Below are 13,291 nucleotides of genomic sequence, written 5' to 3'. Positions count from 1 at the left end.
GCGTTGACTCGGGCCTCCGTCCGCGTTGACTCGGGCCTCCGGCGCGCCCTCAGCCGTCGAGGAGGAGCACCAGGCTCTCCGCGACGCAGGCGGGCTTGGGCTCGTCCTCGATCTCGACCGTGGAGGAGATGGTGACCTGCAGGCCGGCGGGGAGAGCCGTGACCTCGGAGAAGGTGGCGGAGCAGCGGATGCGCTTGCCGACCCGGAGCGGGTGGGGGAAGCGCACCTTGTTCAGGCCGTAGTTGAGCTTGGCGCCGGGGGTCTCCAGGGAGAAGATCTGGGAGCCCAGCCAGGGCACGAGCGACAGGGTGAGGTAGCCGTGGGCGACGGTGCCGCCGAACGGGCCACTGGCGGCGCGCTCGACGTCGACGTGGATCCACTGGTGGTCGCCGGTGGCGTCGGCGAAGGCGTTCACCCGCTCCTGGGTGATCTCGACCCAGTCGGTGCTGCCGAGGGCCTCGCCCGCGGCGGCGGTGATCTCGTCGTAGGTGCTGAAGACGCGCATCGGTTCCTCCTGCTTGGATGGTTCTGTGCGATCCAACCAGCAGCTGCCGACCCCCGACCAGATCGTCCACGCACCGAAAGTGCTCCTGCACGACCACCTCGACGGTGGCCTGCGCGCGGGCACGGTGCTCGAGCTCGCCGCCGGGGTCGGTCACGCCCTTCCCGCCACCACCGCAGAGACGCTGGCGGACTGGTTCGCCGAGAGCGCTGACTCGGGGAGCCTGGAGCGATACCTGGAGACGTTCAGCCACACCGTCGCGGTGATGCAGGACGCCGACGCGATCACCCGGGTCGCCCGCGAGGCGGTCGAGGACCTGGCCGACGACGGGGTCGTGTACGCCGAGATCCGCTACGCACCCGAGCTGCACCTGGACGGCGGCCTGGAGCTGACGGAGGTCGTGGCGGCGGTGCAGCGCGGTTTCGACGAGGGGATGGCCTCCCGGCCCGGCATCCGCGTGCAGCAGCTCCTGACGGCGATGCGACAGGCCGCACGGGCCTCGGAGATCGCCCGGCTGGCGATCGAGTGGCGCGACCGCGGGGTGGCCGGGTTCGACATCGCCGGGCCGGAGGCAGGCTTCCCGCCCACCCGGTTCCTGGCCGCCTTCGAGCTGCTGGCCGCCGAGAACATGCGCTACACGATCCATGCGGGTGAGGGCTTCGGGCTGCCGTCGATCTGGGAGGCCGTGCACCCGTGCGGTGCCGACCGGCTCGGCCACGGGGTGCGCATCGCCGAGGACATCACGGTCTCTCCCGACGGCACGGCGACCCTGGGACGGCTGGCGGCGTACGTCCGCGACCGGCGGATCCCGCTGGAGATCTGCCCGCGCTCGAACGTGCAGACCGGTGCCGCACCCTCCCTCGCCGAGCATCCGATCGGCCTCCTGGCCGAGCTCGGCTTCCGCGTCACCGTCAACACCGACAACCGGCTGATGTCGCGTACGTCGATGAGTGCGGAGATGACCGGCCTGGTGGAGGCGTTCGGCTACGACCTGGTCCAGCTGGAGAGGCTGACGACGAACGCGATGAAGTCGGCGTTCCTGCCCTACGACGAGCGGGTCGACCTCATCCACCGGATCAAGGAGGGGTACGCCGAGCTCCGCGCCTGATTCCCGCCGAAGCCGGAGCAGCTCGCGCTCGACCGGAGGACTCCGGCAGGCGAGCGCCTCTCAGCGCGGTACGACGATCGACCACACCCGCGGCCAGCCGCCCAGCCCGACCCGGTGCGTCACGAACTGCTCGCGCGTGAGCGTCCGGACGGCGCCGTCGGCCGGGTCGAAGACCTGCAGCGCAGGCCCGTCGGTGCCGACCACCAGCGTCACGTGCCGCGGCAGCGTCCGGGTGCCGACGTAGAGGCCGGAGAAGAGCCCGCGGGACGCGGCGGCGTGCAGCCGGTCGAATGCTCGTCCGGGCGAGAGGTAGCCGATGCCGAGCGTGTAGCGCACGCCCTCGATCTCGTGCAGCTGGTGTGCCACCGACCAGAAGGCGGTCCCGAGCCGGCGCGGCCAGCCGTGGAAGCTGCGGTGGGTCTGTTGCACGACGGCTGCGAATCGCGGCCGGATCTCGGCCGCCCAGGCGGGATCGCGGAGCATCCGGGCCACCACGACGGAGGTGGCGCCGCACGAGTAGTCGTCGGGCTGGCGCAGGCCGGCGGGAAGCACCGCCGTACGCGGACGCAGCCGGGCACGCAGCTCTCGGTAGGCCTGCTCGGGGGTGGCCACGCGGCAGCCCTTCGCCGTCGCGTCCGCGACCACGTCGCGCTGGCCCCGCATCAGCGCGAGACCGCGTCGCACCAGCACCAACGGCGGCTTGCGCCGCTCACGCAGGTCACGCACGAGCCGGCGCCAGAACGTGACCACCGGCCGCTGCGTGATGCAGTACGCCGCCAGCAGGTGCCCGGCCTGCTGGCACGCGGTCACGATCTCCTGCGCGAAGATCCCCTCGGCCACGAACGCGTCGTGCTCGTCCAGTCTGAGCGTCTGCAGCCCGGTCCGGCCGTCGTGCGCGATCTCGTAGATCGGCACCTCGGCGGCCCCGGTGGAGCACAGCTCACCGATGGCGCGCATGGCGTCGTCGTGCAGCCAGGATGCGGGGTCGTCCCAGTCGACCAACCCGGCATTGGGGCCCGTCCGGATGCGCGGCAGGGTGATGTCGCTGCCGTCCTTGTAGAAGTCGTCGAGGCGCAGCACCGGCAGACCGAGGCGGCGCCCCAGCCTGGACTTGCCCGATCCCGAGGGCCCGGCCACGACGATGACCCGGGCAGGACCCCGGGCGGGACCCCTGGCAGGACCCCTGGGGGTCACGGGGATCGCTGACTGCTCGGACAAGCTTGCTGCCTGCTCAGTAGCCGGCGGCGGTGGCCGTCCCGTCGGAGCCCGCGAGCAGCGCGCGCGAGCCCGAGACGCCCAGGCGGGTGGCACCGGCGGCGACCATCGCCTCGGCCTGGGCGAGCGTCCGGACGCCGCCGGAGGCCTTGACCCCCAGGTCGGGGCCGACGGTCTCGCGCATCAGCCGCACGGCGTGCTCGGTCGCACCGCCGGCCGGGTGGAAGCCGGTGGAGGTCTTGACGAAGTCGGCGCCGGCGGCGACCGCCGCCCGGCACACCCCGACGATCTCCTCGTCGTCGAGTGCTGCCGACTCGATGATCACCTTGAGCACGGTGGGCGCCGGCACCGCGGCCCGGACAGCGGCGATGTCGGACTGCACGTCGTCGTACCGGTGCTCGCGAGCGGCGCCGATGTCGATCACCATGTCGATCTCGTCGGCGCCCCGCGCTACCGACTCGGCGGCCTCGGCGGCCTTGACGGCGGAGGTGTGCTTGCCGCTGGGAAAGCCGCACACGACCGCCACCTTGAGCCCGTCGGGCACGTCGATCGGCAGCATCGAGGGCGAGACGCAGACGGAGTAGGTGCCCAGCTCGGCTGCCTCGGCGATCAGGGCCTGCACGTCGGCGCGGGTCGCCTCCGGCTTGAGCAGGGTGTGGTCGATGATCCGGGCGATGTCGGCAGCACTCACCGGCTCAGTCTAGGGTGACGGCACGATGAGCGAGGAGTCGGCGGAGCAGGTGCGGTGGTTCAGGGCTAACGGACGCCTGACGGGCGTCCTGATGCTCGTGCTGTGGGTGGCCATTGCCGTCTTCGGGGTGATCGACGGCGCGCCGCCGGTCCTGTTCGGCGCGCTCGCGGTGCTGGCGGTGCTCACCCACGTCACGCTGCTGCGTCCGGCGATCGGCGCCACCCATGATGACCTGATCTACCGCCAGATGTTCTCCGACCTGCGGATCCCGCTGGCGGCCGTCGACGCGATGCGGATCGTCCGCTTCTTCGAGGTCACCGTCGCGGGGCGGCGCTACGTCTCGCCCGCCCTGTCGCGCAGGCGCCGCCGCCGCCCGCTCCGCCGCCTGCCCGGGATGGCGGAGGAGCGCCCCGAGGCGGAGGCGATCTACGTGGACATGGTCGAGGACACGCTGCGCGTCGCCGTCGCCGATGCCAAGGCCCACGGGGGGAGGAGCGGCGCGCAGCCGCCACCGATCCGGCGTACCTGGGTCTGGCCCGAGATCGCCGCGATGGCGGCCGCCGTCGTCCTTCTTGTGGTTCTCGCCGCAATCTGAGCGGCGATGCCGCGTTCTCCTCGACATCGACCGTCGATACCGGCAGGATCCGGAGCGACAGGAGGAGAGTGCGATGGCGAGGTCGCCTACGGTCGACGCGTGGCCCTTCGACGTCGCGCGCCTGTGGCGCGAGCCGCCGGCCCTGGCGACCAGCGGCACGCTGCGGATCAGCGGCGCCTTCTTCCTGACCTTCGGCGGCCTCCTGCTGATGGCCTGCGCGCTCCTGGTGCCCGGCAGCGATGCCGCCCACGTGTGGCGCCTCGTCGCCGGCGTGGCGACGGTCGTCGTCGCCTGCGGCTGGTACCTGCTCGGCGGCCGGGCGCCGCACTGGGCCTTCGGTGCGCTGCTCCTCGCCGTCGTCCTCGCGATAGCGGCGCTGGTGCGCACGGCGCCCAGCACGCTGAACGCCGGCTCGTTCACCGCCTTCTTCCTGCTGCCGCTCGCCGCCGCCGCGCTGCTGCTCTCCCTGCGGCGGGCGGTGATCGTGCTGCTGCTCACCATCGTGCTCGGCTCGTGGGCGATGCACCACCTCGGCACCACGCCCAGCGACGTGATCGTGCGCGCGGGCAGTGCACTGGGGATGTTCGGGATGATCGTCTGGCTGGCGCGGGTCGCCGACGGCGCTGACGAGGACTCGCTGACCGGCCTGCTCAACCGGCGCGGCTTCGAGCGCCGGCTCGAGGAGCAGTTGCTGCGCCTCGAGCGCGACGGCGGTCGGTGCGCACTGGTCGCCCTCGACCTCGACCACTTCCGCCGGCTCAACGCGGCCAGTGGCCACGGGTACGGCGACAAGGTCATCATCGAGTGGGCCTCGGCCTGGAGCGCGCTGCTGGCCGACGACGCCGTGCTGAGCCGGTACGGCGGGGACCAGTTCGTGGTGATCCTGCCCGACCTCCCGCTCGGCCGCGCGGCGGACATCGCCGACCAGCTGCGCGCGGCCCCGGTGGAGGGGACGACCGTCTCGGCCGGCGTGGCCGCCTGGCAGCACGGCGATTCGGGTTCCATGCTGCTCAACCGCGCCGACGTCGCGCTCTACGACGCGAAGGCGTCGGGCCGCGACCGAACCGTCGTGTACGGCGATCCTGGCCGGGCCGCCAGTGAGCTCGAGGCGGCGATCGCCAACGGCGAGATGCGCGTGCTGCTGCAGCCGATCGTCGAGCTGCCGAGCGGCGAGGTGGTCAGCTACGAGGCGCTGGTCCGCTGGGAACGGCCCGGCCGCGGGCAGATCGCGCCGCTCGACTTCGTCCCGCAGGCCGAGAGCACGGGTGCGATCCACTCGCTCGGGGCGTGGGTGCTGGAGGAGTGCTGCCGGCTCGCCACCACCGTCGCGGGTCGTTCCCGGTCGATCGGGGTCAACGTGTCGGTGCACGAGCTGCGCGGATCCGAGTACGCCCGCAACGTCAGCAGGCTCCTGGAGCGGTGGGATGTCCCCGGCGAGCTTCTCGTCTTCGAGGTGACCGAGAGCGTCTTCGAGGACGAGGACCCGCAGGTCACGCTCAACCTGCAGGCCCTGCGAGCCCTCGGCGCCCAGGTCGCGATCGACGACTTCGGCGCCGGGTACTCCTCGCTGCGCCGTATCGAGCTGCTGCCGATCGACCTGATCAAGATCGACGGTGCGCTGGTCTGCACGATCCGGGAAGGACACGACCCGGCCATCCTGCGCGCCGTGGTGACGATGGCGGAGAGCCTCGGTGTGCGGCTGATCGCCGAGCACGTCGAGAACGCCTACCAGGCCGACGTGCTGCACCGCCTCGGCTACCACCAGGCCCAGGGGTACTACTTCGGCCGACCCGCCGTCCCGGGTGAGGCGGTGCTGGTCGCGCCCCGAGCGGCACCGGCCCAGGACTGAGCCTGCCCAGGGACGAGCCGGCCCAAGGATGAGCGGGCCCGGCGCCTGTCTCAGAGCCCCAGCGCCGCCCGGACGTCGGTCTTGAGCCGCTCCAGCCGCCCGGCGGCCTCCGCCCGCGCCGCCCCCAGGTCGGCGGCTGCGTCCACGACCACCTCCAGGTAGCACTTCAGCTTCGGCTCGGTGCCGCTCGGACGCACGATGACGCGCGCCCCGTCGTCCAGCCGATAGCGCAGGCCGTCGGTCGGGGGCAGCGTCGCCGTACCCTCGCGCAGGTCGTCGGCCGAGGTGACCCGTGCGCCGCCGAGTGCGGTGGGGGGAGTGGTGCGCAACCGCTCCATCGCGCGCGCGATGTCGGCCAGGTCGGTGACCCGGACGGAGAGCTGGTCGGTGGCGTGCAGGCCGTGCCGTACGGCGATCTCGTCGAGCCGGTCGAGCAGCGAACGGCCCTCCGCCTTGAGCAGGGCCGCGAGCTCGACGATCCGGATCCCGGCTGAGATGCCGTCCTTGTCCCGTACGACGCCCGGGTCGACGCAGTAGCCCAGCGCCTCCTCGTAGCCGAACGCGAGCCCGTCCACGCGCCCGATCCACTTGAATCCGGTCAGCGTCTCGACGAACGGTTGCTCGTATGCCGCGGCCAACGTGGCGAGCAGCGAGGAGGAGACGATCGAACAGGCGTAGGCGCCGTGCACGCCGGTGCGCAGCAGGTGGTCGGCGAGCAGCGCGCCGACCTCGTCGCCGCGCAGCATCCGCCAGCCGTCCGGAGCGGGTACGGCGACCGCGCACCTGTCGGCGTCCGGGTCGCTGGCCACGACCAGGTCCGCACCCACCTCCGCAGCCCTGGCCAGGGCGAGGTCCATCGCGCCGGGCTCCTCGGGGTTGGGGAAGGCGACCGTCGGGAACGCCGGGTCGGGCTCGGCCTGCTCGGCGACACTGGTCGCCTCCGGGAAGCCGGCCAGCCGCAGCGCGCGGAGCATGATGTCCGAGCCGACGCCGTGCAGCGCGGTGTGCACCACGCTCACCTCGCGGGGGCCGCCGGCGCCGACCAGGGCGGCGACGCGGGTGAGGTAGCGATCGACCAGGTCGTCGCCCAGCACCCGGCCGCCCGCACCGCGGGGGACGTCGGCGAGCGCACCCACGGCGTCGATGCGAGCGGCGATCTCCGCGTCGGCCGGCGGCACGATCTGGGATCCGTCGCCGAGGTAGACCTTGTAGCCGTTGTCCCGCGGCGGGTTGTGGCTGGCGGTCACCATCACACCGGCGGACGCGCCCTGGTCGCGGATCGCGAAGGCCAACACAGGCGTGGGCAGCGGACCCGGCAGGAGCAACGCCTCGAGGCCTGCCCCGGTCATCACCTCGGCGGTGTCGCGGGCGAAGACGTCGGAGTTCGTACGGGCGTCGTACCCGATCACGACCGGGCCCCGGGCCCCGGTCTCCTTCAGATAGGCGGCCAGGCCGGCGGCGGCCCGGATCACCACCACGCGGTTCATCCGGTTCGGGCCGGCGCCGAGGGCTCCGCGCAGCCCGGCGGTGCCGAACTGGAGCATGCCGCTGAACCGGTCGGCCAGGTCGGCCGCGGCGTCGCCGTCGGTCGCCGCGGCGTCGATCAGCTCGCTGAGCTCGGCGCGGGTCTCGGCATCGGGATCCTCGGCCAGCCAGGCGCGGGCGGCCTCCAGCAGCGACGTGGTCATGGTCGAACGCTATCGGCGGCAGGATGGTGACATGACGAGGCCCTACGACTTCGCTGAGCGCTGGACCGTTCCGGCGTCCCCCGACCGGGTCCGCGAGGTCCTGATCGACCTGGAGCACTACCCGCAGTGGTGGCCGCAGGTGGTGGCGGTGGCGAAGCTGGGCGAGGACGACGCGGTGGTGCTCTGCCGCTCCGTGCTGCCCTACACGTTGGAGCTGCGACTGCACGCGATCAGCAGGGAGCTCCCCACCATCGAGGTGGGGATCGGCGGCCATCTCGAGGGCTACGTGCGGTGGACGCTCACCTCGTACGGCGAGAACACGGAGCTGACCTGGGAGCAGAGCGTGACGGTGCACGGCTGGCTGGCGCCGGCCGCCACGTTGGGCCGCCCGTTCCTGCGCTGGAACCACGCCCGGATGATGGCGGGTGGCCGCGCGGGTCTCGACCGCCGGCTGGCTGCGCCGCCATCGCCGGACACGGGGGCTCAGCGCCGGTAGGCCCCGAGCCCCTCGCCGAGCTCGGCGAAGAGCTCCTGGTTGAGGGCGAAGGCGACCTTCACCTCGGCGACGACGCGGTCGACCTCCTCCGCGGCGAGAGCCAGCGCGTCCAGGCGCGCGCGGTAGGCGTCCTTGTACGGCTTGGGCTTGGGGATGGCGGGGAAGTCGTAGAACGCGATGCCCCGCCCGTCGAGGTCGAAGGAGCGGTCGAGGATGCGGCCGATGGCCTGTCCCCCGGAGAGATCACCGAGGTAGCGCGTGTAGTGGTGCGCGACCAGCAGCCCGCCCCAGGAGCCGGAGGCCTGCACCCGTGCGCGATAGGCCTGCGCCGCGGGGGAGTCGGTCTCCCGCGGCTCGCCCGGTGCCCAGTGGTCCAGGTCGGCGTCGAGGGCCGCCAGTCGATCCAGCGCCGGGTCGTGGACCGCCGCGACGATCGGGTCCTCGCGCTGGTCGCGGGCCAGCGACTCCATCGCCGCGTAGACCGGTCGCAGGCGACGCAGGTACTCCGCGTAGCCGGTGGCGTTGACGCGACCGGCCAGGAGCTCCGCCATGAAGCTCGAGCCCTCGGCCGCCTCGTGCTCGGCGCGGGATCCGTCGCGCATGGCGGCGGAGAGCACGGCGGAGGGGTCGATCTGTGCGACGGACATGGAACTCCCTGCGTTGGTCTTCGAGCTTTCTCGACGAACTGTCGAGAAGATGTTGACACAGTGTCAGCACGCGTGACAAGCTCCGACTTAGGTAAGGCTAATCTCTTTTAGGTTTACCTAACAAGACTCCCTGGAACGAAGGACGATTCGTGCCCGCCGCGCACTTCTCCCGCCCCGCTATCGCCCGAGCGGTGATCGCCGTGCTGCTGCTCCTCCTCGCGTTCACCGCCTGCGGCAGCGTTCCGCCTGTCGGAGGCCATGGCGAGGCAGCCGCCGGTGAAGGCGGCCGCGACGCCGTCACCGTGCCCCTCTCGCAGGTGAAGCCACTGGCCGATCCCAAGTCTTACGACGGCGCGGTCCACGCAGGCCTTCCCGACCAGGCGATCGACCCCATCGAGCTGAGCCCCGTCCAGGACCTGCCGGTCACCGTGACAGACGCGCAGGGGACGAGAGTGACGATTGAGGACACCGGTCGGATCCTGGCCCTGGACATCTACGGCACCCTCGCGCAGACGGTCTTCGACCTCGGCCTCGGCGAGGACGTGGTGGGCCGGGACGTCTCCACCCAGTTCGCCGAGGCGGCCAGGCTGCCGCTGGTGACCGGGCAGGGTCACGAGTTGATCGCGGAGAAGATCCTGGCGCTCGACCCGACGGTCATCCTGACCGACACCTCGCTCGGGCCGTGGAACGTGATCCTGCAGATGCGTGAGGCGGGCATCCCGGTCGTGGTGCTCCCTGCGAAGCGCAGCATCGCCAGCATCGGCTCGCTGACCGAGCGGGTCGCCGCCGCTCTCGGCGTAGCCGCAGCGGGGAAGCGACTCGCCGCGCGCACCGACGCCGAGGTCAGGGCGACGCAGGCTTCGATCGCGAAGGTCGCCCCCCGTACGGTCCAGGACAAGCTGCGCACGATCTTCCTCTACGTTCGCGGCCAGTCCGGGATCTACTACCTCTTCGGCGACGGCTCCGGTGCCGGCAGCCTGATCGATGCCGTGGGCGGCTACGACGTCGCCCACGAGATCGGCTGGTCGGGGATGAAGCCCGTTACCGACGAGGCGATCATCTCCGCCCAGCCCGAGCTGATCCTGATGATGACCGACGGGCTGGCGTCGGTCGGCGGCGTCGACGGGCTGCTGAAGCGGCTGCCGGCGCTCGCGCAGACCCCCGCAGGCAGGCACCACCGAGTCGTGGACATGACCGACTCGGCGATCCTCGGCTACGGCCCCCGGACCCCGCAGGTGCTGAACTCGCTGGCAGTGGCGATCTACGCGCCGCAGCCGAGCGGGGTGACGAAGTGACGGCCGCGGGAATGCCGGTCGAGCGGACGCTGGCCCGAGCGCGGGTGGGACGTACGGCGCTGCTCCTCACCACGATGAGTCTCGCGCTGGCGGCCATGATCGTGGTCTCCGCGGGGCGTGGCCAGATGCACATCCCGGCCGACGAGGTCCTCGGCTCGGTGCTCCACCGGGTCGGCCTCCACGTCGGGCCGATGCCGCACCAGGCGCAGGGGGAGGCCACCTTGTGGACGGTCCGCTTCCCGCGGATCGTGCTCGGTGTCGTCGTCGGCGCCGCGCTGGCCGCCGCGGGAGCGTTGATGCAGGGCGTGTTCGGCAACCCGCTGGCTGAGCCCGGCGTGGTGGGCGTCTCTACCGGTGCCGCGGCGGCAGCAGCGGTGGTGATCGTCTTCCAGTTCAGCCTGGTCGGTGCGTGGACCGTGCCGGTGTTCGCCTTCGTCGGCGGTCTGGTGACGACGGTGTCGGTCTACCTGCTCTCCCGCTCCGCGGGACGCACCGAGGTCGTCACGCTGGTCCTGACCGGGATCGCCGTCAACGCCGTGTGCAGCGCCGGGCTCGCCCTCATGCTCTTCCTGGCCGACACCCAGGCGCGGGAGGAGATCGTCTTCTGGCAGCTCGGCAGCCTCAACGGCACCCGCTGGGTGTACGTCGCGGCGGTCGTCCCGTTCGTCACCGTGGGGCTTGCCGGAGCGCTGCTGGTCGCCCGTCGCCTCGACGTGCTCGCGCTCGGCGACCGAGCCGCCCGGCACGTCGGGGTCGACGTCGAGAGGCTGCGGATGGTCTCGATCGTGCTGGTGGCGCTGCTGACGGCGGCTGCGGTCTCCTTCGCGGGGATCATCGGGTTCGTCGGCCTCGTCGTACCGCACCTGGTTCGGATGGGCCTCGGACCAGCGCATCGCGTGCTGGTGCCGGCGAGCGCCCTCGGCGGCGCATTGCTCCTGGTGTGCGCCGACCTCGTCGCCCGGACGGCGGTCGCGACCGCCGAGCTGCCGATCGGGATGCTGACGGCGCTGGTCGGTGGGCCGTTCTTCTTCTGGCTGCTACGCCGCACCCGCGGATCCGCGGGCGGGTGGGCCTGATGCTGCACGTCATGGGGGCCACCGTCCGAGTCGGTGCACGCGCGATCATCGACCGGATCAGCCTCCGCGTCGGCGCCGGGGAGATGGTCGCGTTGGTCGGGCCCAACGGCGCCGGCAAGTCGACGCTGCTCGGCGTCATGGCCGGCGACCTCGCCCCGACCGAGGGCAGCGTCACCCTGGACGGCGTCGACCTGGCCGCCTGGCGACCTCTCGAGCTCGCCCGCCGCCGCGCCGTGCTGCCACAGGAGCACCGGCTGGCGTTCGGCTTCCGGGCCGAGGAGGTCGTGCGGATGGGCCGGGCGCCGTGGGAGCGGGGGGCCCGCGAGGACCACGACGACGCGGCCGTCGCCGCGGCGATGGCCCGCACCGACGTCACGCACCTCGCCGAACGGGTGTTCCCGTCGCTGTCCGGCGGTGAGAAGGCGCGCACCTCGTTCGCGCGCATCCTCGCGCAGGACACCGAGCTGCTGCTGCTGGACGAGCCCACCGCCGCGCTCGACCTGCGCCACCAGGACCAGGTCCTCGCCGAGTCGCGGCGTCTCGCCACCGGCGGTCGGGCAGTGGCCGCCATCGTGCACGACCTGAGCGTGGCGGCCGCCTACGCGGACCGGATCTGCGTGCTGTCCGGCGGTGCGCTCGTCGCGGACGGCACCCCCGAGGAGGTGCTCACACCGGCGCTGCTCAGCGAGGTCTACGAGCACCCGGTCGAGGTACTGCGGCACCGCGGCCGCCTCGTCGTCGTACCGCGTCGCCTGCACACGGTGCCGGCGGGCGACCGGACCGAGGACCCGGGCCACACGGGGGAGTCAGGAGGGTCGCCATGGCGCGCCGTCCGCTGATCCGCGTCGCCGCCTCGACGGCGGCCCTGCTCGGCAGCCTGCTACTGCCGCTCGCGATCGCCCCGCCGGCCGACGCGGCCGCCCGGGTCAGCGTCGCCAACGCCGACGGCGACGCGGTCGCCGACCCGACGTACGCGACACGGCTGACGGTGACGGGGCGCGGCTTCCAGTCCATCAAGGGTGGGTACGGCGGTGTCTACGTGCTGTTCGGGACGGTCGAGGGCAGCTGGCGGCCGAGTCGGGGTGGTCAGGCCGGACAGGACTACTTCTACGTCCCGGACTCCGAGACCAAGGACAACGCCGGCTTCCAGAGGTTCGTGGCGTTTCCCAGCAGCGCGACCGCGACCGCCGCGAACGGCGGTGTTCTGAAGGCCGACGGCACCTGGTCAACGACGCTCGAGGTACCCGGGGCGACCTTGCACACGCTCGATCATGACGGCAGAGCCACCACGATCGACTGCCGCAAGGTGACCTGCGGGGTCATCACGATCGGGGCGCACGGTGTCGCCAACAGCGCGAACGAGACCTTCACGCCGGTGCGGTTCTCGAGCCTGACCCGGTCGGCTGCCGGGCCGGCGGCGCAGCCGTCGCCGAGCACATCGGCGACCGCCGCCGCGTCTGCCGGGACGAGCAGTGGCGGCCTGCCGCCGGCCGAAACGTCGTCCGGGGCCTCCGCCGGCTCGGCTGCGGGTGCGACTGCGGCGACCGGCAGGGCCGCCGGCGCGACCGTCACCGTCGATCGCGCCACCGCCGTGGCCGGCCGAGCGATGACCTTCGTGGGCGCGGGCTTCCGGCCCGGCGAGCAGGTGGTGGTCAGTCTGGACGATGGCGTGGCAGCGGTCGGGCCCCTCTCCGCCGGCGCCAGCGGTGAGATCGCGGGCGTTGTGCGGTTGCCGCTGCGGCTGCAGGCGGGCACCCACGAGCTCGCCATCACCGGCGCCGCGTCCGGGCTGAAGCCGACCGCCGACTTCGCGGTGGTGGTGCCGGTCTCCAGCAGGACGACGGCAGCCGGCCACCGGGCGCCGTACCTCTTCCTTGCAGTCGGCCTCCTCGCGCTGGTGATCACGGTGGTCGTGGCCTCGCTGCGCGGCCGGCTCCGGCGATGGCAACGGCTGGTGTCGGCGACCCCCTCGGCCGGTCGCGAGGAGTCCTCCGATGTCCGCTGAGCTGCGGCGGCGACGGAGCGCCGTCGCGCTGACGACCCTTCTCCTCGCCGCTGGCACGCTCCTCGGCACGGTCGCGTCCGGCGGTCGGGCTGCGGCGGTGACCGATCCTGTGGACAGCACGTCG

At 72.6% G+C, this 13,291-nt stretch carries 13 protein-coding genes; 8 read left to right on the top strand and 5 right to left on the bottom strand.

All coding sequences use genetic code 11. The annotated features are described in order from the left end of the window. Positions 1 to 49: 49 nt before the first annotated feature. Entirely contained in the window at positions 50 to 505 is a 456-nt protein-coding gene (locus P5P86_RS17320) for a MaoC family dehydratase (protein ID WP_280608693.1), read from the bottom strand. 25 nt (positions 506 to 530) lie between these two features. Between P5P86_RS17320 and P5P86_RS17315 the strand changes: the two genes are divergently transcribed. Further along, the gene (locus P5P86_RS17315; protein ID WP_280608692.1) at positions 531 to 1,610 is read left to right on the top strand and encodes an adenosine deaminase; all 1,080 of its coding nucleotides are present in this window, start codon (positions 531 to 533) and stop codon (positions 1,608 to 1,610) included. A 60-nt stretch (positions 1,611 to 1,670) separates the two neighbouring features. Here the strand turns inward: P5P86_RS17315 and P5P86_RS17310 are convergent, their stop codons facing one another. Beyond that, on the bottom strand, positions 1,671 to 2,747 hold the full coding sequence (locus P5P86_RS17310) for a hypothetical protein (protein WP_280608691.1): 1,077 nt from the start codon (positions 2,745 to 2,747) through the stop codon (positions 1,671 to 1,673). A gap of 94 nt (positions 2,748 to 2,841) precedes the next feature. Further along, positions 2,842 to 3,516 carry a deoxyribose-phosphate aldolase gene (gene deoC, locus P5P86_RS17305; RefSeq protein ID WP_280608690.1) on the bottom strand — a complete coding sequence of 225 codons (675 nt, stop codon included), beginning with the start codon at positions 3,514 to 3,516 and terminating at the stop codon, positions 2,842 to 2,844. Between the two features lie 25 nt (positions 3,517 to 3,541). On the opposite strand from deoC, the gene P5P86_RS17300 reads away from it, so the two are divergent. Both P5P86_RS17300 and P5P86_RS17295 read left to right on the top strand, forming a co-directional pair. Beyond that, entirely contained in the window at positions 3,542 to 4,111 is a 570-nt protein-coding gene (locus P5P86_RS17300; protein WP_280608689.1) for a hypothetical protein, read from the top strand. A 73-nt stretch (positions 4,112 to 4,184) separates the two neighbouring features. Next, entirely contained in the window at positions 4,185 to 5,960 is a 1,776-nt protein-coding gene (locus P5P86_RS17295; protein WP_280608688.1) for a putative bifunctional diguanylate cyclase/phosphodiesterase, read from the top strand. A 50-nt stretch (positions 5,961 to 6,010) separates the two neighbouring features. On the opposite strand, the gene P5P86_RS17290 is transcribed toward P5P86_RS17295, so the two are convergent. Next, the gene (locus P5P86_RS17290) at positions 6,011 to 7,648 is read right to left on the bottom strand and encodes a phospho-sugar mutase (protein WP_280608687.1); all 1,638 of its coding nucleotides are present in this window, start codon (positions 7,646 to 7,648) and stop codon (positions 6,011 to 6,013) included. A 31-nt stretch (positions 7,649 to 7,679) separates the two neighbouring features. On the opposite strand from P5P86_RS17290, the gene P5P86_RS17285 reads away from it, so the two are divergent. Next, positions 7,680 to 8,144, top strand: a complete 465-nt coding sequence (locus tag P5P86_RS17285; RefSeq protein ID WP_280608686.1) for an SRPBCC family protein — start codon at positions 7,680 to 7,682, stop codon at positions 8,142 to 8,144. Here P5P86_RS17285 and P5P86_RS17280 read toward each other — a convergent pair. Further along, on the bottom strand, positions 8,132 to 8,791 hold the full coding sequence (locus tag P5P86_RS17280; RefSeq protein WP_280608685.1) for a biliverdin-producing heme oxygenase: 660 nt from the start codon (positions 8,789 to 8,791) through the stop codon (positions 8,132 to 8,134). The genes P5P86_RS17285 and P5P86_RS17280 overlap by 13 nt on opposite strands. A gap of 149 nt (positions 8,792 to 8,940) precedes the next feature. Between P5P86_RS17280 and P5P86_RS17275 the strand changes: the two genes are divergently transcribed. From P5P86_RS17275 to P5P86_RS17260, 4 genes are read left to right on the top strand one after another with little or no spacing between them, the layout of a single operon-like run. After that, positions 8,941 to 10,086, top strand: coding sequence for a heme/hemin ABC transporter substrate-binding protein (locus P5P86_RS17275; protein ID WP_280608684.1), 1,146 nt, complete (start codon positions 8,941 to 8,943; stop codon positions 10,084 to 10,086). Then, a complete protein-coding gene (locus P5P86_RS17270) occupies positions 10,083 to 11,162 on the top strand; it encodes a FecCD family ABC transporter permease (RefSeq protein ID WP_280608683.1) in 1,080 nt (359 codons plus the stop codon). Before P5P86_RS17275 ends, P5P86_RS17270 begins: the two co-directional genes overlap by 4 nt. Positions 11,163 to 11,173: 11 nt before the next feature. Continuing rightward, on the top strand, positions 11,174 to 12,001 hold the full coding sequence (locus P5P86_RS17265) for a heme ABC transporter ATP-binding protein (RefSeq protein ID WP_280608682.1): 828 nt from the start codon (positions 11,174 to 11,176) through the stop codon (positions 11,999 to 12,001). Beyond that, positions 11,983 to 13,167, top strand: a complete 1,185-nt coding sequence (locus tag P5P86_RS17260; protein WP_280608681.1) for a hypothetical protein — start codon at positions 11,983 to 11,985, stop codon at positions 13,165 to 13,167. Before P5P86_RS17265 ends, P5P86_RS17260 begins: the two co-directional genes overlap by 19 nt. Positions 13,168 to 13,291: the final 124 nt, after the last annotated feature.

The sequence above is a fragment of the Nocardioides sp. BP30 genome, assembly GCF_029873215.1.
GTDB lineage: Bacteria > Actinomycetota > Actinomycetes > Propionibacteriales > Nocardioidaceae > Nocardioides.
This window is presented reverse-complemented; position numbering and strand designations above follow the sequence as displayed.